The sequence below is a fragment of the Aminobacter niigataensis genome (assembly GCF_946995915.1).
Classification (GTDB): domain Bacteria; phylum Pseudomonadota; class Alphaproteobacteria; order Rhizobiales; family Rhizobiaceae; genus Aminobacter; species Aminobacter niigataensis.
The window spans coordinates 3569540-3591281 of the sequence record NZ_OX341517.1; the positions used below are offsets into that span (position 1 = coordinate 3569540).

A 21742-nucleotide genomic window follows, 5' to 3' on the forward strand; every position below is an offset into this window, starting at 1 on the left:
CATCGCCGCTGACCTTCCGCTTACGCAAACGTCAATTTTGGTGATTTCGCTCTTCCACCGGAAAGATTTCCAGGAAAATCCGGAGAACCCGATCCGGAAATCGGCGTTTTTGCGGGTATATCAGCGCCTTGTTACATTATGGCAACAATCAGGCGCAAAACGGTTACATCGACCACAATTTACGCTGCGGCACGCCCGTTCCGGCAGCCAAAGACGCCCCTGCCGCAGCGTCATTCCGCGGCAGGATTTCAGCCTCGAATCGTCAGCCGGCGTCGCGAACCCGCGACAGCGCGGTGTCGAGCTTTTCCTGCGTCTGGCGATAGTCCTCGAGCTTTTCGCGCTCGGCTGCGACAATCTCCTCGGGCGCGGAAGCGACGAATTTTTCGTTCGACAGCTTCTTGTGCAGCCGGGCGATCTCCTCGGTCGTCTTGGCCAGTTCCTTCTGCAGGCGCGCGGCTTCAGCCGTCAGGTCGATCAGGCTGCCGAGCGGCAGGCAAGCGGTCGCTTCGCCGGCGACGATCTGTGCCGCGCCCTTGGGCGCTGCCGCCTCATGCGTGATCTCGCCGACACGGGCCAAGCGCGCGATAGCCGACTGATGGCGCTTGAGGCGCTCAAGCGTCTCGTCATTGGCACCGACAAAGACCAGCGGCGCGATCGCCGCCGGCGGCACGTTCATCTCCGAGCGCACCGAGCGGATGCCGCTGACCAGGTCGACCAGCCAGTTGATCTCGGCAGCGGCGGCCGCATCCTCGAAGTCGGGCGCCGGCCAGGCCGCATGGCAGAGCAGCGACGACCGCTCCTTGCCCTCGCCCGCCGTGTGCGCCCACAGCTCCTCGGTCATGAACGGCATCATCGGATGCAGCAGCTTGTAGATCTCGTCGAGCACAAACGCCGCGACCGCCTGGCTTTCGGCCTTGGCCGCCTCGTCCTCGCCCATGAAGATCGGCTTCAGCAGCTCCAGATACCAGTCGCAGAAGGTGTTCCAGACAAAGCGATAGGCCGCGCCCGCCGCTTCGTTGAAGCGGTAGGTGGTGATCGAAGCCGTCACCTCGCGCGTGGCGCGGGTGAGTTCGGTCAGGATCCAACGGTTGACGGTGAGCTTGGCATCGTTGAGCCAGAACTCGTCGTTGCGCGCCACGCCGTTCATCTCGGCAAAACGCGTGGCGTTCCAGAGCTTGGTGCCGAAGTTGCGGTAGCCGGCAATGCGGGCCGGGTCGAGCTTCACGTCGCGGCCCTGGGCGGCCATGATCGCAAGCGTGAAACGCAAGGCATCGGCGCCGTATTCGTCGACCAGCTCGATCGGATCGATGACGTTGCCCTTCGACTTCGACATCTTCTGGCCGCTCTTGTCGCGAACCAGCGCATGGACATAGACCGTGTGGAACGGCTCCTCGTCCATGAAATGCAGGCCCATCATCATCATCCGGGCGACCCAGAAGAAGATGATGTCGAAGCCGGTCACCAGCACGTCGGTCTGGTAGTAGGTGTCGAGTTCGGGCGTCTTGTCGGGCCAGCCGAGCGTCGAGAACGGCCACAGCGCCGACGAGAACCATGTGTCGAGCACGTCTTCGTCGCGGGTCAGGATCTTGCCGGGCTCGAAATTCTCAAGCTGCTCCTCGACCCAGGCCTTCCACGGCCCGTCAAGAGCGAGATAGTGCTGGACCGCCGCATCGAGCGCCTCTTCTTCGGTGCGCTCGACGAAGACGTGGCCGTCCGGGCCATACCAGGCCGGGATCTGGTGTCCCCACCACAGCTGGCGCGAAACGCACCAGGGCTGGATGTTTTCCATCCAGTCGAAATAGGTCTTTTCCCAGTTCTTGGGCACGAAGTTGGTGCGCCCCTCGCGCACGCTGCGTATGGCGGGCTTCGCCATCTCGGCAGCGTTGACCCACCACTGGTCGGTCAGATACGGCTCGATCGGCACGCCGCCACGGTCGCCATGCGGCACCATGTGCTTGTGCGGCTCGATCTTGTCGAGGAAACCGCCCTCTTCCATGATCTGGACCACCAGCTTGCGCGCCGCGAAGCGGTCGAGGCCGTGAAGCTGAGTCCAGACGCCGTCGCGCATGTCGCTACGCTCGAGGCCTTCGAGGAACTCGTCATTGTCGACGATGTTAATGCTGGCCTCGACGGTCAGGATGTTGATCGCCGGCAGATTGTTCCGCTTGCCGACCTCGAAGTCGTTGAAGTCGTGCGCCGGCGTGATCTTGACCGCGCCCGAACCCTTTTCCGGATCGGAGTATTCGTCGGCGACAACGGGAATCTTGCGGCCGACGATCGGCAACACGACGTTCCTGCCGACGAGATGCGCATAACGCTTGTCGTCGGGATGAACGGCGACAGCCGTATCGCCCAGCATCGTCTCGGGCCTTGTGGTCGCAACCGTGATGTAGGTGCTCGGGTTCTCCGGATCGTAGACCTCGCCCTCGACCGGATAGCGGAAGTGCCAGAGGTTGCCGTTGACCTCATGCTGCTCGACCTCGAGGTCGGAGATCGCCGTCAGCAGCTTGGGGTCCCAGTTCACAAGGCGCTTGTCCTTGTAGATCAGGCCCTGCTTGTGCAGCGTGACGAACACCTCGATGACGGCCTTGGACAGGCCCTCGTCCATGGTGAAGCGCTCGCGCGACCAATCGCAGGAGGCACCCAGCCGCTTCAGCTGGTTGAAGATCATGCCGCCGGATTCGTCCTTCCACTCCCAGACCTTCTCGACGAACTGCTCGCGCGTCAGGTCGCGGCGATGGATCTGCTTTTCCATCAGCTTGCGCTCGACCACCATCTGGGTGGCGATGCCGGCATGGTCCATGCCCGGCTGCCACAGCACGTTCTTGCCGCGCATGCGCTCGAAGCGCACGAGGATGTCCTGCAGGGTATTGTTGAGCGCGTGGCCCATGTGCAGCGAGCCGGTGACGTTGGGCGGCGGGATGACGATGGTGAACGGCTCCGCGCCCTCGGCAGCACCCGCGCCGGCCTTGAAGGCATCGGCGTCTTCCCAGGCCTTGGCAATCTTGGGTTCGACTGATTTGGCGTCGTAGGTCTTCTCAAGCATCGGAATTGGTTCCGTTTGGTCCGGATTTTGCTGGTCCGGTGTAAATCGGATGGGTGGGGGCAAGTCAACAGCATGGCCTGCCGCAACCAGAAACGAAAACGCCGCCCGAAGGCGGCGCTTTCATGTCGGCAAGGCCGAAATCACTACACGCCGCGGGCCACGCGCTCGATCTCTTCGCGTACCAGCCGTTCGACCAGCGTCGGCAGGTTGTTGTCGAGCCAATCCTGCAGCATCGGCCGCATCATGTCGGCGGCAATGTCGTCGAACGACTTGCGGCTGCGCGCCGCATAGGCGTCGTTGAGCTCGCCGAAGGCGGCCGAAACCTGGCGGCCAGCCTGCTCGGAGATAATCGCGGGCTTCACAGCGAAGGGCTCTTCGGCAGTTGCCGGCTCGATCGGGGAAGCTGCAGGTTCGATCGGGGACGCAGCAGCTTCGCCCCTCGCTGCTGAGACAGGAGCTTCGACTTCGGGTTCGCGCGCGGGGCCGGCCAGCCGCTCCATCTGCTCTACCGCCAGGGTGGACTTTGGCGCCCAGCTCGCCGTCGGCGTGCGCGGCAATGCAGCGGCCTCTGCCACGACTGCTTCAGCCGTCTTCGGATCTGCCGGCGGCCACGTCACGGCGCGGGGCTCGGCTGCCTTGCCTTCGGGTGCAGTCGGAACCTGCACGGCTTCAACGGGCTTGACCTCGACCGGCGCCGGCTTGGCAGCCTGGAGTTCCGCCCTGAATGCCTCGACCTCGATGATATTGCGGTCACCGCGATCGTCTTCCGGCTCCGGGCGCATCTGCTCGAAGTCGACTGCCGGGCGTCGTCCGGTGTCGTTGTCCTCGATGATCCTGCGAATGGAAGCGAGTATCTCTTCCATCGAGGGTTCGCGCTGAGCGCTGCTAGCCTGGGCCATCGTCACATCCGCCGCCTTTGTGACAGGTTACAAAACCCGCCCGTCGAAACGAGCTTCGAATCAGTGCTTTAGCGTAGCCGACTGATTCCCCTTCGAGAATCCCCAATCGGACAGCCCCGGCGATTTCAACAGATTACCTCACAAGGGGGTTCGCAAACGACAACGGGCGCCCGCTCCAAAAGAGCAGGCGCCCGCCTCAAATCCCGCACGCGGGGTGCGGAAGGTCAGCGACCGTCCGGCGTCCGCAGCCCGATCCACTTGTCCTTGACGGCATTGAAGTGTTCTTCCGGCCGGTACTTCGTGACGTTCAGCCCAAGCCGTTCGACCGACAGATTGCCGGCAGCAGACAGGATGGCATAGCTCGCAACCACGACATCGCGCTCGGCGGTCGCCAGGTTAATCTGGGCGTCGATAACGTCCTGCTGGGCATTCAGCACGTCGAGCGTCGTGCGCTGGCCGACATTGCGTTCCTCGACAACGCCGCTAAGTGCAAGCTGAGCAGCCGAAATCACTTCGCGATTGGCTGCCACGGCCTCGCGGGCCGCGGTGTACTGCGTCCAGGCGGAGGTCACCGCGGCGCGCACCTGATCACGGCTGACATCGACTTCGATGCGGGCCTGGCCAAGCGATTCCTTGGACTGGCGCACGGTCGCCGAGGCCCGGCCACCCTGGTAGATCGGCACGGTCAGCGTCGCGCCGATATTGGCCGACGTCGACCAGCCATCCTGCGTGCCAGGAGTCGCTCCGGCAGTATCCCGATTGATCTGGGAAACGCCTGCCGAAGCCGACAGCTGCGGCAGCAGCGCGCCTTCCGCGGATTTGACGGCAAAGCCGGCCGCGTCGACCAGGTGCCCGGTAGCAAGGATCGCCGGATGCTGATCGGCTGCGATGGAGGCAGCGCCCTCAAGGCTCCTGGGCAGGAGCTTGGCGAGCGGCGATGCCGCCTTCAGGTTCTTCGGTTCGTCGCCGACGATCTGGCGATAGATGGCTGCGCTCGACAGCGCCTGGGCCCGGGCAGCGCTGAGCTGGGCGAGTGCCGCCGAGCGGGATGCGTCAGCCTGGGCGACGTCGGTGCGGGTGCCCTCGCCCACGTCGAAGCGCGAACGCGCGGCCCGTACCTGCTCGCCCAGGAACTGCAGGTTGCGCTCGGTCAGCGCCGCCACCTGGCGGTCGCGGATCACATCCATGTAGGCGCTTGCCGCGTTGAACAGAATGTTCTGCTCGGTGTTGCGCAGGCTCTCATTGGAGGCCCGAACACGTGCCTCTGCGGCAGCCACATTGTTCTTGGTCTGGAAGCCGTCGAACAGCGACTGGCGAATCTCGACGCCGAACGAACCGGTCGTCAGATGGCTCGTCGATGAATTCCTACGGGTCGTAGAATAGTCGATGCTGGCGGAGCCATTGATCGTCGGACGCCAGCCTGACTTGGCGATCGCGACGTTTTCGTCGGTGACGCGCACACCGGCGCGGGCCGAATTGAGCTGGGAGTTGTTCTGATAGGCCTTTGCCAAAGCTCCGAGGATCGTTTCCGCGGAGGCCGACAACGGCGACAGCGCCGTGGCAGAGACCAGAGCTACAGCAAACACACTTTTACGGAAAAACGACACGCGCGTCCCTCATTCATTCTGCGGCGAGCTGCCCGAAAGCAGCCTGAAGTGCCCCTCGCCGAAACCGGCCTAATGCGCTGATTCCAGACTGAAACAGTCCAGAATCAAATCACCCTCGTCCGGTCTTAGAACATCACGACGCGTTGCGCACAGCAAGAAAAAGGCGCTCAGAACTCAAATTCGCGTGTGCGATTGAAGCCAGGTAGTGGCTTAACTGCCGCATTGAACGCCCTGCGGGCCGTCACATTGCCGTCTGCCTTGAGGTAAACGCTGGCCACGCCGGCGTTGCCGCGCCCTTCGACGGCAACCAGGCGGCCGCCTTCCTTGAGCTGGGCCAGCAGCGCATCGGGCACCTGCTCGACGCTGCCGCCGACGAAAATAACGTCATAGGGAGCCTGCGAGGCATAACCTGCGGCAAGCGGCCCGGAGACCACAACCACGTTGTCGCAGCCAAGCGAGGAAAGGGTCGAGGTCGCGGTTGCCGCGAGCGTCGGATCGCTTTCGAGTGCGATCACCGAGCTGGCGAGTTTCGACAGCACGGCCGAGGAATAGCCGGTGCCGCTGCCGACATCGAGCACGAAGTCACGCGGACCGATCTCGGCCAGTTGCGCGAGCTTGGCGAAGGGCGACGGCTCCATCAGGTAGCGCGGCTGATCGCTGTCGGCGGTCACACCGTAGCGCAGATCCTCGTCGATATAGGCAAGCTCGCGCTGGGCGCTGTCGACGAACGCCTCGCGCGGCACCGAAAGCATGGCGGAAAGGATGGCAGCGTCGGTCACGTCGGTGGTGCGGACCTGGCCGTCCACCATCTTCACGCGACGTTCGGAGAAATCAGCGTTCATTTTCAAACAGGCCCGCCTTCGGCGCATGAAGCGCAAATGTGACTGTGCCCGAATTCGGTCCTCGGCGGCGGTTGCCGAGAAAGCTGGAGGCCTCGCCCGGAATCGAACCGGGATGCAAGGATTTGCAGTCCTCTGCGTAACCACTCCGCCACGAGGCCTCGCCGCTTCGGGCGTCTACACGGCTCCAATAGGTTGCCAGGAATCCGGCGTCAAGCGGGGAAGCTTCTTTCCCCATCGGTTTTGGACACGACACGCTCAAGCAATGCCGTTGGCCACTCCGATCGCGCATCCCGCTTCGGCCTGCCTTATCGATCAGCCGGACGCCGGCGCCGCTCCCACCAGACGATCAGTCGACGGCGCACCCGCCGCACGACGTGGAACTCGTGCGAAAGAATCAGCAGGCCGAGCGGAATCATCCAAAAGCCGAGCACCGGCAGGAACCCAAGCAGCCCGAGGAAACAAAGCGCCACGCCGAGTCCGATGCGGACGCCACGCGATTGCGGCATGGCGAACTCGCGCCCCAGCACCGAAATCTTCCGTCTGGGCGGCTGCTGAGGTTTGTAGCTGGTCATAAGTCCTGCATTTGTGGCGATCCGTATGCGCCCGAATGCCGCGCCAAGCCGGCAAAAATGCGGGCGAAGCCGTCATATGAGGCCGCGCGGCGGCGATTACCAGAAAGGCTGCTGGGAAAAACTCGCAAAAAGTTCGATTAGCGCTTTGCAAATCGCGAAACCGTTTGCTATACGCCGCCTCGTTCACATGAGCCCTGTTCCCCGGTAGCTCAGTGGTAGAGCAACCGGCTGTTAACCGGTTGGTCGCTGGTTCGAATCCGGCCCGGGGAGCCACTTGCTTCGTGCAAGTTACTGATTTCCTTATAAATCACGGAAAGTCTAGCGGGGTTTCCCCGCTTTGCCTCCCCGCTTTTGGCTCGCCCTGTATCGGTGCGGCGTGGCACGCGATATCTCTGGGTGACATATCGAATCGGCCTGTTTTCGGAGGCCTACTCGTTTAGGGGCGCAATCTGGTGCGATTAGTCTACTTGGATGAGGCAGGCATATCACGCGGCGAATCGGCGATGGCCGTCGCTGGGGTGATAATCCACGGCGACCAACAGTCGACCAGCATACAAAAGAAGCTCGCCAAATTGATCCGCAAGCACATCCCCGAGCCGGATCAGCTCGGCTTCGTTTTCCACGCCACCGATATTTACCACGGCGCGAGGTACTTTGATCGCAGGAAGTGGCAATGGGACAAACGAATCGAAATCTTATCTGATTTGGCCTCCATCATTGACGAATTCCACCTTCCAGTGGTCGTCGGCGCCTACGTAAAAGAGACGTTCGGCGGCGGCGCCGTCCCCGCCGATCTTGCTGAACAAAAGAAGATTGGATTGATGCAATCAGCAGCAACGATGGATTGTGCGGTCCAAGCAGACCGGTGGTTGGCAAAATACTCACCTGACGAAAACGCTCTGCTGATCGCTGAAGATGCGGATCGCGTGAAACCACTCATAAAGCTCATAATCCTGACCCTCAGATATCCCGACAGGTTGAAAGATGCAGGCCTGGATACCTTCGCCAAAGACTTCAATCTTCCACTTAGGAGGATCATCGACACCGTGCATTTCGCTGCGAAGCCAGACTGCGCCCCGCTTCAACTCGCAGACCTTTGCGCATTCTGTATAGCGCGCGTAAGCAAGGGCAAGGACGTGCCGCCCGAGGTGTTAGATCCGATTACCCGACATGCGGGGTGGATAAGGGATAGTTGGCCAGATGCCGTTACGGGTTGACCTAGGTTCTAGGTGATGCGCTCAAGCCGCGCTTCGAAACGGCTTCTAGGTTCGGGCCGGTGGTGACCTTACTCCCCAAAACTTGGGAACAAGCGGCCCTGTCGCTACGCTGGTGACGCAGCAAGTTAGCGTCGGGCGCCGATTAAGCGGCGCGAGGAATCTGAAGCTGTGGCGATCGGCGCGACGTAACCGGAAAACCTGAAGCGTAGCGATCGCGCGCTGCTGGCGCATGGTCAGGGCTAAGGTGGTCACCTAGAACAGTTCGGACCGGCCGATCGGCGCAGTCGAACCTCACCGTGTAGATTTCCCGGCCCGCGAGCGTGATGTCACGGGCCGAAATGACGCCAAGCAGGTCGCCTAATCTGACGGCCTGGGCGTGAGCAAACCGGTAGGCGGCGTTCGGTCTTAATCTACGTGCTGGCATTCGGGTGGTCTCCTCAATTGCTCCGAAAGTCTCGATGTGATACATATGGATCAAAGCGACACTTATGTCAACACCTTTAGATCGAAATGATACCTATGGATCAAAATATCACAGGCCATCAGATTGCCGCTGGCCGCGTTCTGGTCGACATGACGCAGAAGCAACTGGCAGAAGCCGCGAAAATTTCGATCCCGACTTTGAAGAGGATGGAGAGCGTCAAAGGGGAAGCGGTGGCGCTGTCAAACAACGTCAGGGCAGTTCGAGCTGCCCTAATCGAGGCCGGCGTCCTCTTCATCGACCAGAATGGTAATGGGCCTGGCGTCAGGCTGCGTGACCGGCAGGACTAGCCGTGAAGAAACCGACGGTTCACGGCGCCGGGCTGCCCTCTTATGGCATCTTAGTGTAGCGCCCGACCGGCGCAAATGTCGGGGGTCGGCGTGCATGCGGCTCCTCGCTCAATTGACAGCCAAGGCAATATTGTAAAAATCGCTTTTTTTGGGCGGGAAAAGCATGGCTTACTTTGTAAGAGACTGTGTTCGATGTGGCACCAAACGGACCCAACACATGGTCGCGGGCAGTTGCGCAGTGCGCACCGGTGGATGGGAGATTTTTGGCTCCTGCTCTGTTTGCGCCAATGGATCTATTTACCAATGGCGAGCCAATAGCGGAGCGGGACCCAGCCAAGTAAGCGGGGATATAGAAACTCCTAGTCAGCATCTTTCCGACCAAGCGGTTCGCATAGCGACTACCGCGATCGAAATATCGCCGCACGTTCCCGAGCGCATCGCGAACCTCTTTCGCGAGGCGAACGAATGCCGACAAATGACGTGGTACGAGGCGGCCGGCGCGATGTACCGGAAGACGCTCGACGTAGCCACGAAGCATATCTATTCGCACGACGCGCGCCTAGCCGAACGAGACCCTGCAAATGCTCTTAGATCGCGGATCAAAGCGCTGGGAGAACTGAAGATTTTGGAGCCGGACATCGTCGAGTTGGCCGATGTTGCGGCACTCGACGGCAACGATGCCACCCACGATGTCGATCCGTATACGGCGGAAGAAGCGGAGGCACTTGAAGACCTCACGCAGGATTTACTCGATCGGCTGTTCGTACGCCCCGCCCGCCTTGCGGCTGTGAAGGCAAAGCAGATTGCCAGTGGCCAGAGGAAGGCGGAGTAACACCTACCGTACACCGTTTGCTACTGTTTGAATGAAACGTCTGGCGGATGGCATGGCGCTCGTCAGTATGGGAGGGCAACATGCGAAAATCTTTGACGCCTTGGCAAATTGGCCTCGGTGTCGTTGCAGCGTTCCTACTTCTACGTGCGTTGGCCACATACATTGATTGGTGCCCACCAGATCGATGCGCAAGCATTATTGTAGAGAGCTACATTGAGCTCCTCACCTTCGCCTGGGTCAGCGAGTATCAAACACTGCTTGGCGGCCTCGCCGCGCTCATTGCTGGAGCGTTTGTTCTCATATCTGGACGTGAGCAAATCCGGCATGTCAGGGAAGCGAAAAAAGAACAGCGAATTGAGGATGCCCTCGACAGCATTTATGCAGCAGGCGTGGAGATAAGCGAGTACTACAGGAAAATAAAATCGGGCAGTACAGCCCCAGATCCACTCCCAGAATTATCCATAGATATACTAAAAGATATATCGTATATCAGCCCTCATCTTGCGCAACATTACACGCGGGTTCAGGATTACACGCATACTTTTTTCGAACAATGCTCTGCGAGCAAGAATTATCTTTTGACAAATCGAAAGAGAGCAATTGCGCATTCGTTGTGCTTGTTTCAAATGTTTAGACAAATCCCAATCTACGCCAGAGAGGCCACGGATTTTCAGCCGCGATTGAACCTTCGTGAATTCAATTTTGACTCCACGCCGGTCATCTCGGCAGCTAAAGAGCACAAGCTTCAAGTAACTCACCTGGGGTTGTTCAAAGACTTTTTCAAAATAGACGATGCCAAACAATCGTAGATCACAACAAAGATTGGATTGACCGCCACCCCGCCCCCGCTATCCTGCCTCTAGCCGTCCCACCAAGCCGGCCAGCATTCACCACACGAGGAGAATAAAGCCCCAAGGCGCATGGTGCGCCAGGGCTTCTTACGTGTGTGAAGGCTATGGGACTCAAGCTGCTTCGCCGAGGTCAGTTCTGGTACTTGCGCGGCTCCGTGTGTGGAACGCATGTCTACCGCAGCACAAAGCTCGAAAATCGCCGGCTTGCCGACGCGCTAAGGGTGCGCACAGAGCGCGAAATTGCGGAGGAACACGCGTTCGGAGTTAGCGCCACCAAGACCTTCGCCGATGCCGCAGAGGCGTACCTGGCATCGGGCGGTAGCGGCCGGTTTCTGGAACCGCTGCTGTCTCGACTCGGCAAAAGCCGCCTGAACGCCATCACCCAGAACGATCTGGACGCTGCCGCGCGCGAACTCTCCCCCAATGCGCAGCCAGAAACGCGTAATCGCCAGTGCTACACGCCATTCGTCGCGGTCTGGAATGAAGCCGTGCTCAATGATTGGGCAAGGTCTAGGAAGTGGCGCCGCCCCCGCAAGCCAAAGGGAACCCGCGTCGTTCGCAGTGTCGCCCGCACCGGGACGGCGCCCGTAGAATACGATCGCGCGGCGACGTTTGTCGCAACCATGTCCCCTGCTCCGGCCATGCTGATGACGGCGCTGTTCTACACCGGGCTTCGGCCTATCGAGCTTTTCGCACTCGAGGCGCCAGACATCGACATCGCCAAGCGGTGGCTGGTGGTACGATCCAGTAAAATAGGCGAGCCTCGAGGCGTACCGTTGCACTGGTTCCTGGCAGAGTGGCTGGGGCCGCTCGTCACGCGGGGCGGTATCGTGTTCCGTACTCATAAGGGGCAACCCTACCCGCCCACCCAAGGCGGCGGCGGCCAGCTCAAGTCAGCAATCACTGGCGCCAGGAGTCGCAGCGGGATTATGGACATATCGCCCTATACGGCGCGCCACAGCGTCTCGACGCAGTTGGTGGTGAACGGCATCCACCCGCACATCAAGGACCAGATCCTAGGGCATGCAGTCGACGACATGAGCCGGCGATACACCAACGTACCGCAGCGGCCGATGATAGAGGCGATCGATACACTGCCGGTGCCAGATGCCTGGCGCGGGCTGCCATGGGTGGCCGATCCATTGAAGTGGGTTAACCGGCTGGTCGAAGGAACGGGCAGGAGAACGGACTTGGAGCGGGATGTAAGCGGCGGGTAGGGTCAAAAGCTCCCGCTGCTTTCTGCGGTAACTTCTACGACTGGCGACTGGAGCAGGTACGTAGTCAACCGCTCACCATTGCCTGTAGCCCCTTGGAAAAAGTCTCGAACTTCACCAAACTTCTTTTCCGACTTGATGAATTCAAATTCACTAACCGTATAGTTTTCCTTCAGCTTATTTTCGAACTCATCCCGAGATATCGTGGACGGCAGATCAAAGAAGGTAGATAGCAACATCAGCGAATCGATTGTTGATTTGTCTCTTGTCATTATGAACCCGACCGAAACGTCCTCCTTATCGACGTTGTATTGGAAGTCGCTTTCTTTCTTCAGGCGAAGCCCATTGGGCAAACTCTTCTGCGCCGCATCGAGCGACTGCCCCAGAAACAAGCCCCTGAACCCTGTCTTTTCACCGGACCACGCTTGCGATGAAATAACTGAAAGAGTAGTGGCCACTAAAATCAACCGGCGAAGATTCATTCCCCTGCCCCCAGCATTAAATCCAATCGCGCACTAATAACATGAATCAAACAGACGGCCAGCCCGGGTTAAATTGGGGCACTGTACGGATTTTTTGCACGTATGCGGTTTCTGACTACCCGCCCTTCGCCTTCGCATACGCGTTTCCGCCACCAAGCAGCCGCGCCAATTCCTCATACTTTGCGCCGCACCGATCGTAGACGCTGAGGCTGTTGGCCTTTGGGCAGCCTATGCGAGCAACAATGTCGTCGAGCAGGTGCGCCAGCGTGCGATCTCCGCCCGCGCGCACCATCGCGTCCCTGTCGTATTGTTTCCACATCCCGCACTTCTCGCAGGAGACGATGACCTTCTCAGAGGGGAATTCAGACAGCATCGGCATGGACTATCCTACCGCCCTCGCCGCATCTGCCGATAAAAAAGGCGGGAACTTCCAAACCACCCGAACTTCCCGCGACCCACAGCGCGGACAACGCAGCCGTTGAGACAGTCGAGCTATTGGAAAATCTCGACCGCGCGTGCAGACCAGCGTCTCCATGTCGAGATCCTTGCGGAAATGACACTCGCGGCCCCGCTTCATGCCCTTGGTGTAGGGGCCAAAGGCGCATGCCATCCACACGGATGCACTATGCGCCCAGGCATCTCCAATCGTCTCGATCTGCATAGAACAAAATAGGAACAAAGTCCTTGCGGAGTCAATTCACAACCTGGCTGGCATGACAGCTAGTGGTTTCCTGCCTGACCACTTCTCAGCGGAACTTTCGACACGATGACCTTCCAATTGAATTTGCTCATGTCGTCATTTGGCCCCCACGCTGGCGAACAGCGCCTTCGTCATTTCTGGGTTTTCGACGTCCCGACTCTTGCTCACCTGGTCGACGTAGACCACGCGCCAGAAGCTGGAGCTGACCTGTCGTAGGAGGAGAGCAGCCGGATGGTTCCCGTCCTTTATTGTGGCGTTTCGCTTCCAGACGTCGGGCAGGTCGTATCGGGCCCAGTCGTCGACGAAGTTCATCGTTTTCGACAAGGAGGATTCTAAGGCGTCGGCGTAAGCTACCAGTGTGAGGTCCTCGGCTGTCTCGACGGCTAGGAAGGCAACAACGCCTGTCTTAAGGTTCGTGAATCCGTAGAGCACACCAGTTCCAGACGGCCCCGGCAGCGTATAGCTTTCCCAGCCGCCCGGGATCGTCGTGCTCAGGCTGGTTTCCGGGTTGATCCATGTATATGGACGAGACGTCCTCTCCAGGTTCTCCTTGTCGATAGTGTTCGACGCGAGGATCGCGATGAGAACGAGCGCGGTGACGAGGAAGCCGAATGTCCTGCGGCCGGTGTTGTCGGCGTACGGCCGGACGGAGGCGAGGCCTTCATCGTAGAGGGTCGGCCGGCCCCCAGCCACCCGCTTGTACGCGGGGATCATCGTGAAAAAGTTCAGGATCGGGATGCCCAGCGCCATGCCCCGTCCCCACACGCGCAGCTCCCGGGCGAGGTTCTCCTGGAAGGAGAAGCGCTTATGCGACTGCACATTGACCGCATGGATGCCGAAGATTTTCTTGCCCAACGAGTTGCCGAACATCGTGATGATAATGGCGTTGAGCACCATCACGAACGGCAGCGCGAACAGCATCAGCAGCCTGTTGTCGGCGGTATACATGTAGAGAGAGAACGGAAGGCTGACGTACGGCGAGATCAACAAAATGGAAGAGATCAGCACGGTGCCGAGGACCGAAACGTCGAAGGTGCGGGCGAAATAGCGAGTCCACGGGATCCGAGGCTCGGACACCCGCAGGTTCGACAGTTCGATCTGCTGTCGTTCCAGCGCGGACACAGGTCTTTCGTCGATCTCCAGGTGCGGAACCGCGTGCGCAGCCTCTTCCACGGCATTGACAGGGATTACGGGAACTTCCGGGACGACCGGCGAAACTCCTGGAATGGGTGGCGGGAGCTTCTTCTTCGTCAGGCTGTCGAAGTCTTCGATTTCATGGATGGCCCGCCATCCAGGCATGCCGTCAGTCCATACAAGCGTGTCGCGCTTGATGGTGCCGTCTCGAAACCTCTCGTGGATGTCGTCTGCAGTAACCGGGCCGACAGGGTTCCCGTCGGCCACATAGTGCCATTCCGCCATAAACACAGTTCCCCCACAGGCCCAGCGTCACATTACAACCTCATGTATTCACGGCAAGTCTGTTGACCTTTGTCCCTTGCATCGCGCCGCCGAACCATCGGGCTGCAAACATAAGGAGGAAGCGCGGATGCTGCGCATGGGGTAGATGTGGGAGTCGCGGAATGAGTTGGCTATCGTGAGGTCGGCCGAGCAATCCCGGCAGTGCCAGGCGGCCAGCGTGACGACCTCTGGCAAGCGCTGGAGTTCCTGCACACCAGCCACTTCGCAACGCCCATCGGCGCCGGCAACAAAGGTGCCGTGCCGGTGCATCCTGTGCTGAAGGTCATGGCCAAGCACTTGCGCGGCGAGGAGAAGCTTCGGCACGCGACGGTAACCGAGGTCTTGATACCGCAATAAGAATGAGCCCTGCCACGTATCGAAGGCAAGGCGTCTGAGCCAAGTCACACTAGAAAAAATCGACAACTGACGTATACTTCCACGTCGCATGGTTGTGCCTTGCTCGCGCTACTGCGGTGGGACGAAATGAGGGAGCTTTGCGATGTCCGATGGTTATCTCAATCACCAACTAGAATGCCCGTTCTGCGCCACCGTCAGGTTGAGAATCCCTGATGATGCAGGTCCAGACACGGCAATCACCTGTTCAGATTGCGGCCAGTTTCTGGGCCTCTGGGATGACCTTCAAACCGACTTCGCACGGCAAGGCGGCACAAACGGAATTTTCCGTATCGACAAAGGGCGCATCAAGCGTTTGGCGTGAAATAGCTTGTCCGAGGTGCAACGCAGACCCTGTAAATGAAAGGCCTGCCGGGAGGGGTTCACGTCAGGCCCCATGCAAGAGCGCCTGACGGTTCGGGTCGTTGCCTGGCGCTCCGGCATCACAATTCAACAGCGGGCAGATAGTTCCCCCAGATATGTGAAAGCCTGCCGGAGGCGAACTGACCGGCAGGCTTTCACCTCAAAACGTGGCTGAAAGGGTAGACCACGTAGCCCACCTCGAACCGGGCATGCTCATAACCCGACAAGTCCGGCCTCAGTTCCCGGCAAATGCAAAAAAGCCCCACCACCTTCCGGCAGCGGGGCAGATCGTACCACTCAAGGCGCCATCTTAGCATATTGCCGGGGCTTGGAGAATGCTCAGGCGGCCGGCGATGATCTGGCTAGCGTTTTTTTGCTAGGAACCGCGCTTCCCTTAACAGGGACGCCCACTGATATCCGAGATCAGAAACAAGCTTTCGAGCTTGCTCTTCAGTGACACCGGTTTCTTTCATCAAGCGCCGAACCACAAAATCTATAGTCTGCGGCTCATTAGGTTCATCGGCCACTTTGGCATTCCCTTTGAACGCGCAAACGAACCGACAGCGCTCCTGTTCCATCAATTTCGATCACACCCGCCACCTTCGGCCGCGGGGCGCCCGGTGCGCCTTCAGTGAGAGGTAAACGTTTAGGATTGACGCTTCCCAGGAACTGGCGCCGAATAGACACGACACCGGGAGAGGGCAAAATGGAAATACTTCAGTTTCTTAAGAACGCGCTTAGTCGCTTAGTCGGCCGGCCAGGGCCACGGGAACCCGCCAACCTGGGAAAAGCGGGATCGAACCACAAAGCTTTCAACGAAACAGCGCGGCTGGACAAGGTCACCAAAGGCGTTGAGCGCGCAAAGAATCTCTCAGTCGAGCGTAAGGCGAATCTGGTTGAGACCTCTGATATCGCCGCGCGGAAGAAAAAGAAGAAGGTCGATGATCTGATCGACAAAGCTGCCAAGCTCTCGGCTAGCGGGGAGCAACCAGACCAGAAGAAGGCAGCAACCACAACGGTCAAGTCAGCCCCGCAACCTGCCAAGCCGACGGTTAAACCCGTCAAGACAAAACCCAAGGTTCAAAAAAAGACCTGACCAAAGGCGCCGGGTGGAAACAAGGTGTTGGCGCGAGTTTCATCAAGCGCCGGGTGGAAATAGTTCTGGTGGATGCGGCCGGGCAGTGTTTCCCGGCCCCAATTGAAAATCAAACGGCTCCCAATTTCGCAACGAAATCAGATCATTTACCGCCGCTCTCCACAGGCCGACATTCACTGTCAGCATCGTGGGCTTGCCCTGTCCACTGATTCGAGCCTACATAAGAAATCGGCACCGAACTTCTCCATGAGATTGTTAATGGAGAAGTCTGCCCGTGCCCAAGAAAGCCCCCAGCCCTAAGAAACGCCGTAAGCGCTGGACTGTGCCACGAGCAGACATCGTCGCGTGGCTGCCCGTGGCGAAGTTCGTCATCTTCGTCGGAATTGAAGCGCTACGGCTTCTTTCGTAGCGCTACTGCCTCGCCCGCGGCGTCGGCTTGCCGTGGCTCTCCCACATGCGGTCGATGCGTAGGTTGGTGCCCTCGACTGCGGTCTTGACCGCGCCGATAGCCTCCATCACCTGATCTGTCGCTTCGCGGTGGCCCTGCTTGCTGACGTAGGTTTCGGCGACGTGGAGCTTGTGTGCGGCAAGATCCGTCTGTGCCTGCTCGCCCTTGCCAGACGCCTCCCGAATGAGCCCCCAGATGCGCCAGAACGCACCGAACAGCGCGCCTACGATTAGGAGCACAAAGCCTACCATTCCTTCTGTGATAATCATCCCACCAGCCCCCGCAGCCCCACTGCGAGCGACAGCGCCTGCAGCCAGGCGGCTGCATACAAATTGTTCATTCAGTTCCCCGTAGCCGCGCGTCGCGGTCATTGTAGAAGTCGACGAGCGCGCCATGGCGCTTGCCACAGTCGATCAGCGCTTTGCGATCAGCGGTCCAAAGTCTCTCGATGTTGCGCTGGGTCATCTCGACGGTAAGCCGCACCGGGCGATTGCAAGCGGCGGTTAGCGTCGTGTCCGCTCGCTCGAGTTGCGGCGGCACGGCAGGCCTAATGAACGGCGTCGATGCGCACCCGGCCGCCATCAGACAGGCAAACGCGGTCGCGATCAGGATCAGCGTCTGCTTCATCCGATAGTTCCTTGATTTTGGATTCGAGCACGGCGTTGTCTGCGGCGAGTTCAGCCAGGCGCTTTGCCTCAACAACTTTAGCCATGGCGTTCGCCTGAGACATGCGGGACATTTCCGCCGTTGCCTGCTGCGCCATCTCGACTTCGCGCTTGGCGTATTTGGCTTCCCACGAGGCAGAGGCGTTGGAGTGACCCCAGCCATAGACCAGCACCGCGGCGAGCAAGATGGCGACTGCTATGGCCGGGTAGAGGTATCCGCCAAGGAGTTTGGTGATCATTCGCCCTCACCTTCTGGCGGCGGACCGCTGTAGGTTGGGAAGTAGCCACCCTGCCCCTGCGCCGAGCCCAGCGTCATGAGCAGGCGCTTGAGGTCGAGGTGCCCGACGCCCATGTAGGCGCCACCCAGAACGGCGATCAGCGCAATTGCGCTGGCTGCGACATAGGCCGCCTGCGCGAAATAGATCGAGGCAAACACCGCGCCCCAGGCCAGCGCACAGTTAGCGATGACCATGCGCTTGGAGAAGCGCCGGCTGGACTTCGGCGGCACCTTCTCCGCGGTCATACCAGTTGCCCCAGCGGATCCTTGCGCACGTCGAAAGACGGGCAGGCCTTGGCTGCGTATTGGTTGTGACCGGACACCCTCTTCAGCCCGTATTTCGCAATGGCTGCCCGCGTGAGCGCCATCATCGTTTTCTTCTGGGCGTCGGTGCGGGTGTCCTTGGGTGTCTTGCCGTCAGTAGCAACACCGCCGACATAGACATAGCCGATCGTGCCGGTGTTCTTGCCTGCTACATGGGCGCCAATCTGGCTTTCCGGTCGGCCCTCCGACACAGAGCCGTCCAGGTGAACCACCTTGTGGTAGCCAATGTCGGCCCAGCCGCGCTGGCGATGCCACTGGCGAATAGTCTCGACTGTCACCTCCCTGCCCACAGGCGTGGCGGTGCAGTGCCAAATCAGTTCCTTGATCTGACGCATGTTGATTTCCTTAGATATTTGAAGAGCGCAACGCGCTCGGCGATCTCGGCCACGTGCCAGAGCAGGCGGCGAAGCGCGCGCTGGAAGATGCGGCGCATGGGGACAGGAATGGCGTCTAACGCAGCACAATCTTACCCACGACACCGGACCCAGCCGCTGTCCCGCCGTTGCCTGCAGTCCCCCGATCGGGATCCGACGCATTTCCGGGGGTTTGGCCTGTGCCCGTGTATAGTGTTGGCGAGACGATTGACGAATGCGCAAAGCCGGAACCGCCGCCGCCGCCCGAGCGACTTCCTGATCCGCCGCCGCCGCCGCCGCCACCCCAGTAGCCACCACCACCGGCGCCGCCACCGTCACCGCCGTTACCGCCTTGCAGCGCCGTACCTGTAGCGCCGTTGGCACTGCCGCCTGTGCCGCGTGCGCCGCCTGCCGTCTGCGTTCCACCTTTACCGGCTGCGGCAGTCGCTGCGCCGTCTTCACCTGTGGTGCCACCACCCGCGCCGCCATTGACAGCCGTTGAGCCACCACCTGCGCCGCCGCCCGCCATCAACCGTGCGTTGGCTTGAGAAACCGAAGTGACAAATATTCCTGAAAAGCCACCAGCGCTGCCACCTGCGGTATTGGACGTAATGCCGCCACCACCAGGGACACGAACAGCCGCGGAACCATGAATTGCGTTGTTGCCGACGAGAAGTAGGTAAGTCTGGCCGATCTCGAAAGTCATTCGTCCGACAGCGCCGCCGCCGGCGCCGCCGCCGACAGAACCCGAACCACCAGCACCACCACCTCCCCAAATTTTGGCATCCGAGTCGAAAGTCGAAAGCGGCGTGATCGTCCATGTTTCGGCAATATCTAGGAAGAGCGGTCCGTCAGATCCTAAGTCCCACGTCGATTTGCCGGCAACAGAGGGGGAGATGGAAAAGCGCCTGGTAGAGGCGCCAACCACACACGGCGCCAATCCCGGCAGCATCAGATATCCTCCGCCATGACCATTGCAGTATCCGCGCCCAGCGCCGCCAAGAAGGCAAGCGCATCGGGATCGTCGGCATATACGTTCGGCTGGTCCGGTGCGAACCAGCGCGCAAACAGGACGGCATTGGCCGTCATTGCTGCATATGCGGCATCCATCAGCCCGGCCTCGATCATCCTCGCCTGAACCGTCGATTTGCGAACCATCCGTCGAACAGGCGGGATGTCTTCCAGCGCATGCACGTAGCGCACGACGCCGGCCACTCGCTGCACCGAGGTGCCGACTATCTGCTTGCCCTGGGGTAGAGGTTCGGCCGGCTCTGGAGAATAGAGGCCAATCGCCTCGAGTTCGACAGCGGACCAACGCTGCTCGATGTCGCGCGAATGCGTCACGCCGTCGATCGGCTCACCGTTCCAGGCCCGGAACGCGCCGGGCTCATATTCCAGATAGAGAGTCATTACGCAGGCTCCGACATACCGAGATAGACAAAGGTCGAGGCATCGCGGCACATGAAATGCACGATGCGGCGGGCGGTGATCGATGGCGCGCCAGCGCTTCCAAACTTGTAGTTGGCATGCCAACTGGTGGTGAATGCGCCAGGCGTTATGTCGATGTTCAGCGGGAAGCCGGGCTTTGTTGCCGACGGCGCGCCCATGGTCGCATTGGCCGAATGCGTGATTGTCCGGTTGACGCCGGCATCATGTGCGATCGCAGGTGATGCACCCGCAGTGATCGCGACCCAGGCCATGGCGCCAGCCACGCCATCAGATGTCACCACCTTGTCGGCTGTGCCTGCGCGGATGTTGGCAGCAGTCGCCTTGTCGACCGCGAGCGTCCGGTCCGCCGACAGGTCTCCGCCGCCAGTCAAGCCAGTGCCAGTCGTCAGGGTGCGTGTTGCCAACGCGTAGAGACCGTCGAAATAGGCCTTCAACGTGGACTTGATGTTGGCCCATGTCGTGCGCCGCGTGCCGTTGCCATCGGTGCTACTGGAGAGGGCGAAGGTATCGGCATCGACGGGCGTCGCCTTAACCGTCGCGGCCGCGATCACTGCACCGAGTGTGACGGCGCCCGTTGCACCGTCCAGGGACAGGAATTGATCGGTGTAGTCCGCCTTGAACCAGTTTGCGGCAAATGCGCCGGTCGAGGCGTTGTCCGCGATCGCGATGATGCGGTCGTTGACGTTGAACGTGATGGCGTCGACCGTGCCGGCAACAGAGACAATCCAGCTCTGACCGGCCTGCGCCACTCCGCCACCTGGAAATGCGCCGCTGGAAGCGTCCCAGGTGCCGGACAGGACCACGGCAGCGTCCAGCGCCACGACCCGTGCCTCGATGGCATCTAGATCGACGGCCTGCGTTACCGAGATATGGCCGAGCTTGGCCTTATCGGTGGATGTAAACGCCTTGTTCGTCGCACCGTCGCCGATGTCGTCAAGGTCGAGCACGATGTTCGGTCCGGGATCTCCGTTAACGCTGTCGACCGATCCGGCTCCGGGCGGCCCCTGGATTCCCTGAATGCCTTGATCGCCGGTGTCGCCCTTGGGCAGAACGAGGTTCAGCGTCTGACTGGGTGCGCTGCCCGTAATCGTTGCCTCGGCTGCGGCACCACCGGTGACGGTGCCTATGGCAAGGCTGTTGGCCGGGCCTGTGGCGCCTACATCGCCGGTGTCGCCTTTCAGGCCTGTATCGCCAGTATCACCCTTCGGTCCAGCCGGACCAACAGCGGTCGGAATGAACATCCAGAACGCATCGTCGGCGTCAGTGACAGGCGGGGTGTTCCCGACGTTGCCGTCAACCAGTGAGACGAAAGTGCGCCCGGAATGGGAGACGAAATCGCCGCCCGCATATATGGCTCCAATGGCCCATGCGCCAACGGGGTTGAACCCTTCGCCAGCAGGACCAATCGACCCCTGTGGCCCCTCATCACCCACCGCACTAAACGGCCCATCCCAGCCGCCCCCCGTGCGCTTGTAGAAAGCAAGGTCGAAACCAGTCTCCACCCGGAGCCACAGGAAGCCCGCAACAGGAGCGGGCGACAGTGCATCGCGCTCTGCCAACGTGCCTGCCCCGTCGGGGTGGATGCCGGCGAGCGAAAGCTTGGTCAGTATCTGCGCCAGGCGGTCGTTGATCCACGCCGCCCGCACCGCCTCCGAAGTCTCACGCGCGATGGCATACGCGCCGGCCGATGTTGCGCCTGGCCACGGGTAAGCCAGCGTCAGGGACGTGTCGCTCTCGACACTGGCGATCGGCACCGACATGCCAGCGAACGAGAACATGCCGCCGGTAACCAGCGCCACACTCCAAGCCGTGCCCGTGCCGGTGACCACAGCGTTGCCGCCCGACACGGAGACCGTGCCGGTCAAATAAACCGAAGATGTCAT

General features: G+C 60.4%; 23 protein-coding genes, 2 tRNA genes and 1 pseudogene. 9 read left to right on the forward strand and 17 right to left on the reverse strand.

Translation table 11 applies throughout. The features are described from left to right. Positions 1-262 precede the first annotated feature (262 nt). The 6 genes and pseudogenes from O1Y97_RS17405 to O1Y97_RS17430 form a co-directional block, all read right to left on the reverse strand. A complete protein-coding gene (locus tag O1Y97_RS17405) occupies positions 263-3046 on the reverse strand; it encodes a valine--tRNA ligase (RefSeq protein ID WP_318761815.1) in 2784 nt (927 codons plus the stop codon). Between the two features lie 143 nt (positions 3047-3189). After that, a pseudogene (locus O1Y97_RS26285) lies at positions 3190-3420 on the reverse strand (PopZ family protein); the annotation flags it as partial. A 749-nt stretch (positions 3421-4169) separates the two neighbouring features. Then, entirely contained in the window at positions 4170-5552 is a 1383-nt protein-coding gene (locus O1Y97_RS17415) for a TolC family outer membrane protein (protein WP_183261609.1), read from the reverse strand. Between the two features lie 167 nt (positions 5553-5719). Beyond that, positions 5720-6394: a protein-L-isoaspartate O-methyltransferase family protein gene (locus O1Y97_RS17420; RefSeq protein ID WP_108608330.1), complete on the reverse strand. Its 675-nt coding sequence runs from the start codon at positions 6392-6394 to the stop codon at positions 5720-5722. Positions 6395-6478: 84 nt separating this feature from the next. Continuing rightward, a tRNA-Cys gene (locus tag O1Y97_RS17425) sits at positions 6479-6552 on the reverse strand. A 147-nt stretch (positions 6553-6699) separates the two neighbouring features. After that, positions 6700-6966 carry a hypothetical protein gene (locus O1Y97_RS17430; protein WP_183261613.1) on the reverse strand — a complete coding sequence of 89 codons (267 nt, stop codon included), beginning with the start codon at positions 6964-6966 and terminating at the stop codon, positions 6700-6702. A gap of 198 nt (positions 6967-7164) precedes the next feature. Between O1Y97_RS17430 and O1Y97_RS17435 the strand changes: the two genes are divergently transcribed. From O1Y97_RS17435 to O1Y97_RS17460, 6 genes are all read left to right on the forward strand, one after another. Beyond that, positions 7165-7239 (forward strand) — tRNA-Asn (locus O1Y97_RS17435). Positions 7240-7433: 194 nt separating this feature from the next. Then, on the forward strand, positions 7434-8183 hold the full coding sequence (locus tag O1Y97_RS17440) for a DUF3800 domain-containing protein (protein ID WP_318761817.1): 750 nt from the start codon (positions 7434-7436) through the stop codon (positions 8181-8183). 519 nt (positions 8184-8702) lie between these two features. After that, positions 8703-8954: a transcriptional regulator gene (locus tag O1Y97_RS17445; protein WP_404801191.1), complete on the forward strand. Its 252-nt coding sequence runs from the start codon at positions 8703-8705 to the stop codon at positions 8952-8954. 217 nt (positions 8955-9171) lie between these two features. Next, complete coding sequence (locus O1Y97_RS17450) at positions 9172-9786, forward strand: DUF4145 domain-containing protein (protein ID WP_318761819.1); 615 nt, start codon at positions 9172-9174, stop codon at positions 9784-9786. A gap of 80 nt (positions 9787-9866) precedes the next feature. Further along, positions 9867-10595: a hypothetical protein gene (locus tag O1Y97_RS17455; RefSeq protein ID WP_318761820.1), complete on the forward strand. Its 729-nt coding sequence runs from the start codon at positions 9867-9869 to the stop codon at positions 10593-10595. A gap of 146 nt (positions 10596-10741) precedes the next feature. Then, positions 10742-11854, forward strand: coding sequence for a tyrosine-type recombinase/integrase (locus O1Y97_RS17460; protein WP_318761821.1), 1113 nt, complete (start codon positions 10742-10744; stop codon positions 11852-11854). A 2-nt stretch (positions 11855-11856) separates the two neighbouring features. Here O1Y97_RS17460 and O1Y97_RS17465 read toward each other — a convergent pair whose 3' ends face one another. The 3 genes from O1Y97_RS17465 to O1Y97_RS17475 all read right to left on the reverse strand — a co-directional run bounded on the left by O1Y97_RS17465 (position 11857) and on the right by O1Y97_RS17475 (position 14452). Then, entirely contained in the window at positions 11857-12333 is a 477-nt protein-coding gene (locus tag O1Y97_RS17465) for a hypothetical protein (protein WP_318761822.1), read from the reverse strand. Positions 12334-12448: 115 nt separating this feature from the next. Then, on the reverse strand, positions 12449-12712 hold the full coding sequence (locus O1Y97_RS17470; RefSeq protein WP_318761823.1) for a hypothetical protein: 264 nt from the start codon (positions 12710-12712) through the stop codon (positions 12449-12451). 417 nt (positions 12713-13129) lie between these two features. Further along, the gene (locus tag O1Y97_RS17475; RefSeq protein WP_318761824.1) at positions 13130-14452 is read right to left on the reverse strand and encodes an RDD family protein; all 1323 of its coding nucleotides are present in this window, start codon (positions 14450-14452) and stop codon (positions 13130-13132) included. A 201-nt stretch (positions 14453-14653) separates the two neighbouring features. Between O1Y97_RS17475 and O1Y97_RS17480 the strand changes: the two genes are divergently transcribed. The 3 genes from O1Y97_RS17480 (at position 14654) to O1Y97_RS17490 (ending at position 16343) form a co-directional block, all read left to right on the forward strand. After that, entirely contained in the window at positions 14654-14848 is a 195-nt protein-coding gene (locus O1Y97_RS17480; protein WP_318761825.1) for a hypothetical protein, read from the forward strand. Between the two features lie 142 nt (positions 14849-14990). Beyond that, the gene (locus O1Y97_RS17485; protein WP_318761826.1) at positions 14991-15209 is read left to right on the forward strand and encodes a hypothetical protein; all 219 of its coding nucleotides are present in this window, start codon (positions 14991-14993) and stop codon (positions 15207-15209) included. A gap of 744 nt (positions 15210-15953) precedes the next feature. After that, a complete protein-coding gene (locus tag O1Y97_RS17490; RefSeq protein ID WP_318761827.1) occupies positions 15954-16343 on the forward strand; it encodes a hypothetical protein in 390 nt (129 codons plus the stop codon). Between the two features lie 411 nt (positions 16344-16754). Here O1Y97_RS17490 and O1Y97_RS17495 read toward each other — a convergent pair whose 3' ends face one another. The 8 genes from O1Y97_RS17495 to O1Y97_RS17530 all read right to left on the reverse strand — a co-directional run bounded on the left by O1Y97_RS17495 (position 16755) and on the right by O1Y97_RS17530 (position 21724). Continuing rightward, positions 16755-17030 carry a hypothetical protein gene (locus tag O1Y97_RS17495; RefSeq protein ID WP_318761828.1) on the reverse strand — a complete coding sequence of 92 codons (276 nt, stop codon included), beginning with the start codon at positions 17028-17030 and terminating at the stop codon, positions 16755-16757. 97 nt (positions 17031-17127) lie between these two features. After that, positions 17128-17418: a dehydrogenase gene (locus tag O1Y97_RS17500; RefSeq protein WP_318761829.1), complete on the reverse strand. Its 291-nt coding sequence runs from the start codon at positions 17416-17418 to the stop codon at positions 17128-17130. Beyond that, positions 17339-17695, reverse strand: coding sequence for a hypothetical protein (locus O1Y97_RS17505; protein ID WP_318761830.1), 357 nt, complete (start codon positions 17693-17695; stop codon positions 17339-17341). Before O1Y97_RS17505 ends, O1Y97_RS17500 begins: the two co-directional genes overlap by 80 nt. After that, positions 17692-17979, reverse strand: a complete 288-nt coding sequence (locus tag O1Y97_RS17510; protein ID WP_318761831.1) for a hypothetical protein — start codon at positions 17977-17979, stop codon at positions 17692-17694. The genes O1Y97_RS17505 and O1Y97_RS17510 overlap by 4 nt, the downstream gene beginning before the upstream one ends. Beyond that, positions 17976-18392 carry an N-acetylmuramoyl-L-alanine amidase gene (locus tag O1Y97_RS17515; protein WP_318761832.1) on the reverse strand — a complete coding sequence of 139 codons (417 nt, stop codon included), beginning with the start codon at positions 18390-18392 and terminating at the stop codon, positions 17976-17978. Before O1Y97_RS17515 ends, O1Y97_RS17510 begins: the two co-directional genes overlap by 4 nt. A gap of 115 nt (positions 18393-18507) precedes the next feature. Then, positions 18508-19362 carry a hypothetical protein gene (locus tag O1Y97_RS17520; RefSeq protein WP_318761833.1) on the reverse strand — a complete coding sequence of 285 codons (855 nt, stop codon included), beginning with the start codon at positions 19360-19362 and terminating at the stop codon, positions 18508-18510. After that, positions 19362-19820, reverse strand: coding sequence for a hypothetical protein (locus O1Y97_RS17525; RefSeq protein ID WP_318761834.1), 459 nt, complete (start codon positions 19818-19820; stop codon positions 19362-19364). Before O1Y97_RS17525 ends, O1Y97_RS17520 begins: the two co-directional genes overlap by 1 nt. Then, entirely contained in the window at positions 19820-21724 is a 1905-nt protein-coding gene (locus O1Y97_RS17530; RefSeq protein WP_318761835.1) for a collagen-like domain-containing protein, read from the reverse strand. Before O1Y97_RS17530 ends, O1Y97_RS17525 begins: the two co-directional genes overlap by 1 nt. Positions 21725-21742: the final 18 nt, after the last annotated feature.

Bases quoted from the DNA above. Each gene is read 5' to 3' on its own strand.
- O1Y97_RS17405 (WP_318761815.1), bottom strand. From the start codon at position 3,046: ATGCTTGAGAAGACCTACGACGCCAAATCAGTCGAACCCAAGATTGCC.
- O1Y97_RS17420 (WP_108608330.1), bottom strand. From the start codon at position 6,394: ATGAACGCTGATTTCTCCGAACGTCGCGTGAAGATGGTGGACGGCCAG.
- O1Y97_RS17430 (WP_183261613.1), bottom strand. From the start codon at position 6,966: ATGACCAGCTACAAACCTCAGCAGCCGCCCAGACGGAAGATTTCGGTG.
- O1Y97_RS17445 (WP_404801191.1), top strand. From the start codon at position 8,703: ATGGATCAAAATATCACAGGCCATCAGATTGCCGCTGGCCGCGTTCTG.
- O1Y97_RS17450 (WP_318761819.1), top strand. From the start codon at position 9,172: ATGGTCGCGGGCAGTTGCGCAGTGCGCACCGGTGGATGGGAGATTTTT.
- O1Y97_RS17455 (WP_318761820.1), top strand. From the start codon at position 9,867: ATGCGAAAATCTTTGACGCCTTGGCAAATTGGCCTCGGTGTCGTTGCA.
- O1Y97_RS17460 (WP_318761821.1), top strand. From the start codon at position 10,742: ATGGGACTCAAGCTGCTTCGCCGAGGTCAGTTCTGGTACTTGCGCGGC.
- O1Y97_RS17465 (WP_318761822.1), bottom strand. From the start codon at position 12,333: ATGAATCTTCGCCGGTTGATTTTAGTGGCCACTACTCTTTCAGTTATT.
- O1Y97_RS17470 (WP_318761823.1), bottom strand. From the start codon at position 12,712: ATGCCGATGCTGTCTGAATTCCCCTCTGAGAAGGTCATCGTCTCCTGC.
- O1Y97_RS17475 (WP_318761824.1), bottom strand. From the start codon at position 14,452: ATGGCGGAATGGCACTATGTGGCCGACGGGAACCCTGTCGGCCCGGTT.
- O1Y97_RS17485 (WP_318761826.1), top strand. From the start codon at position 14,991: ATGTCCGATGGTTATCTCAATCACCAACTAGAATGCCCGTTCTGCGCC.
- O1Y97_RS17490 (WP_318761827.1), top strand. From the start codon at position 15,954: ATGGAAATACTTCAGTTTCTTAAGAACGCGCTTAGTCGCTTAGTCGGC.
- O1Y97_RS17500 (WP_318761829.1), bottom strand. From the start codon at position 17,418: ATGAAGCAGACGCTGATCCTGATCGCGACCGCGTTTGCCTGTCTGATG.
- O1Y97_RS17505 (WP_318761830.1), bottom strand. From the start codon at position 17,695: ATGATCACCAAACTCCTTGGCGGATACCTCTACCCGGCCATAGCAGTC.
- O1Y97_RS17510 (WP_318761831.1), bottom strand. From the start codon at position 17,979: ATGACCGCGGAGAAGGTGCCGCCGAAGTCCAGCCGGCGCTTCTCCAAG.
- O1Y97_RS17515 (WP_318761832.1), bottom strand. From the start codon at position 18,392: ATGCGTCAGATCAAGGAACTGATTTGGCACTGCACCGCCACGCCTGTG.
- O1Y97_RS17520 (WP_318761833.1), bottom strand. From the start codon at position 19,362: ATGCTGCCGGGATTGGCGCCGTGTGTGGTTGGCGCCTCTACCAGGCGC.
- O1Y97_RS17525 (WP_318761834.1), bottom strand. From the start codon at position 19,820: ATGACTCTCTATCTGGAATATGAGCCCGGCGCGTTCCGGGCCTGGAAC.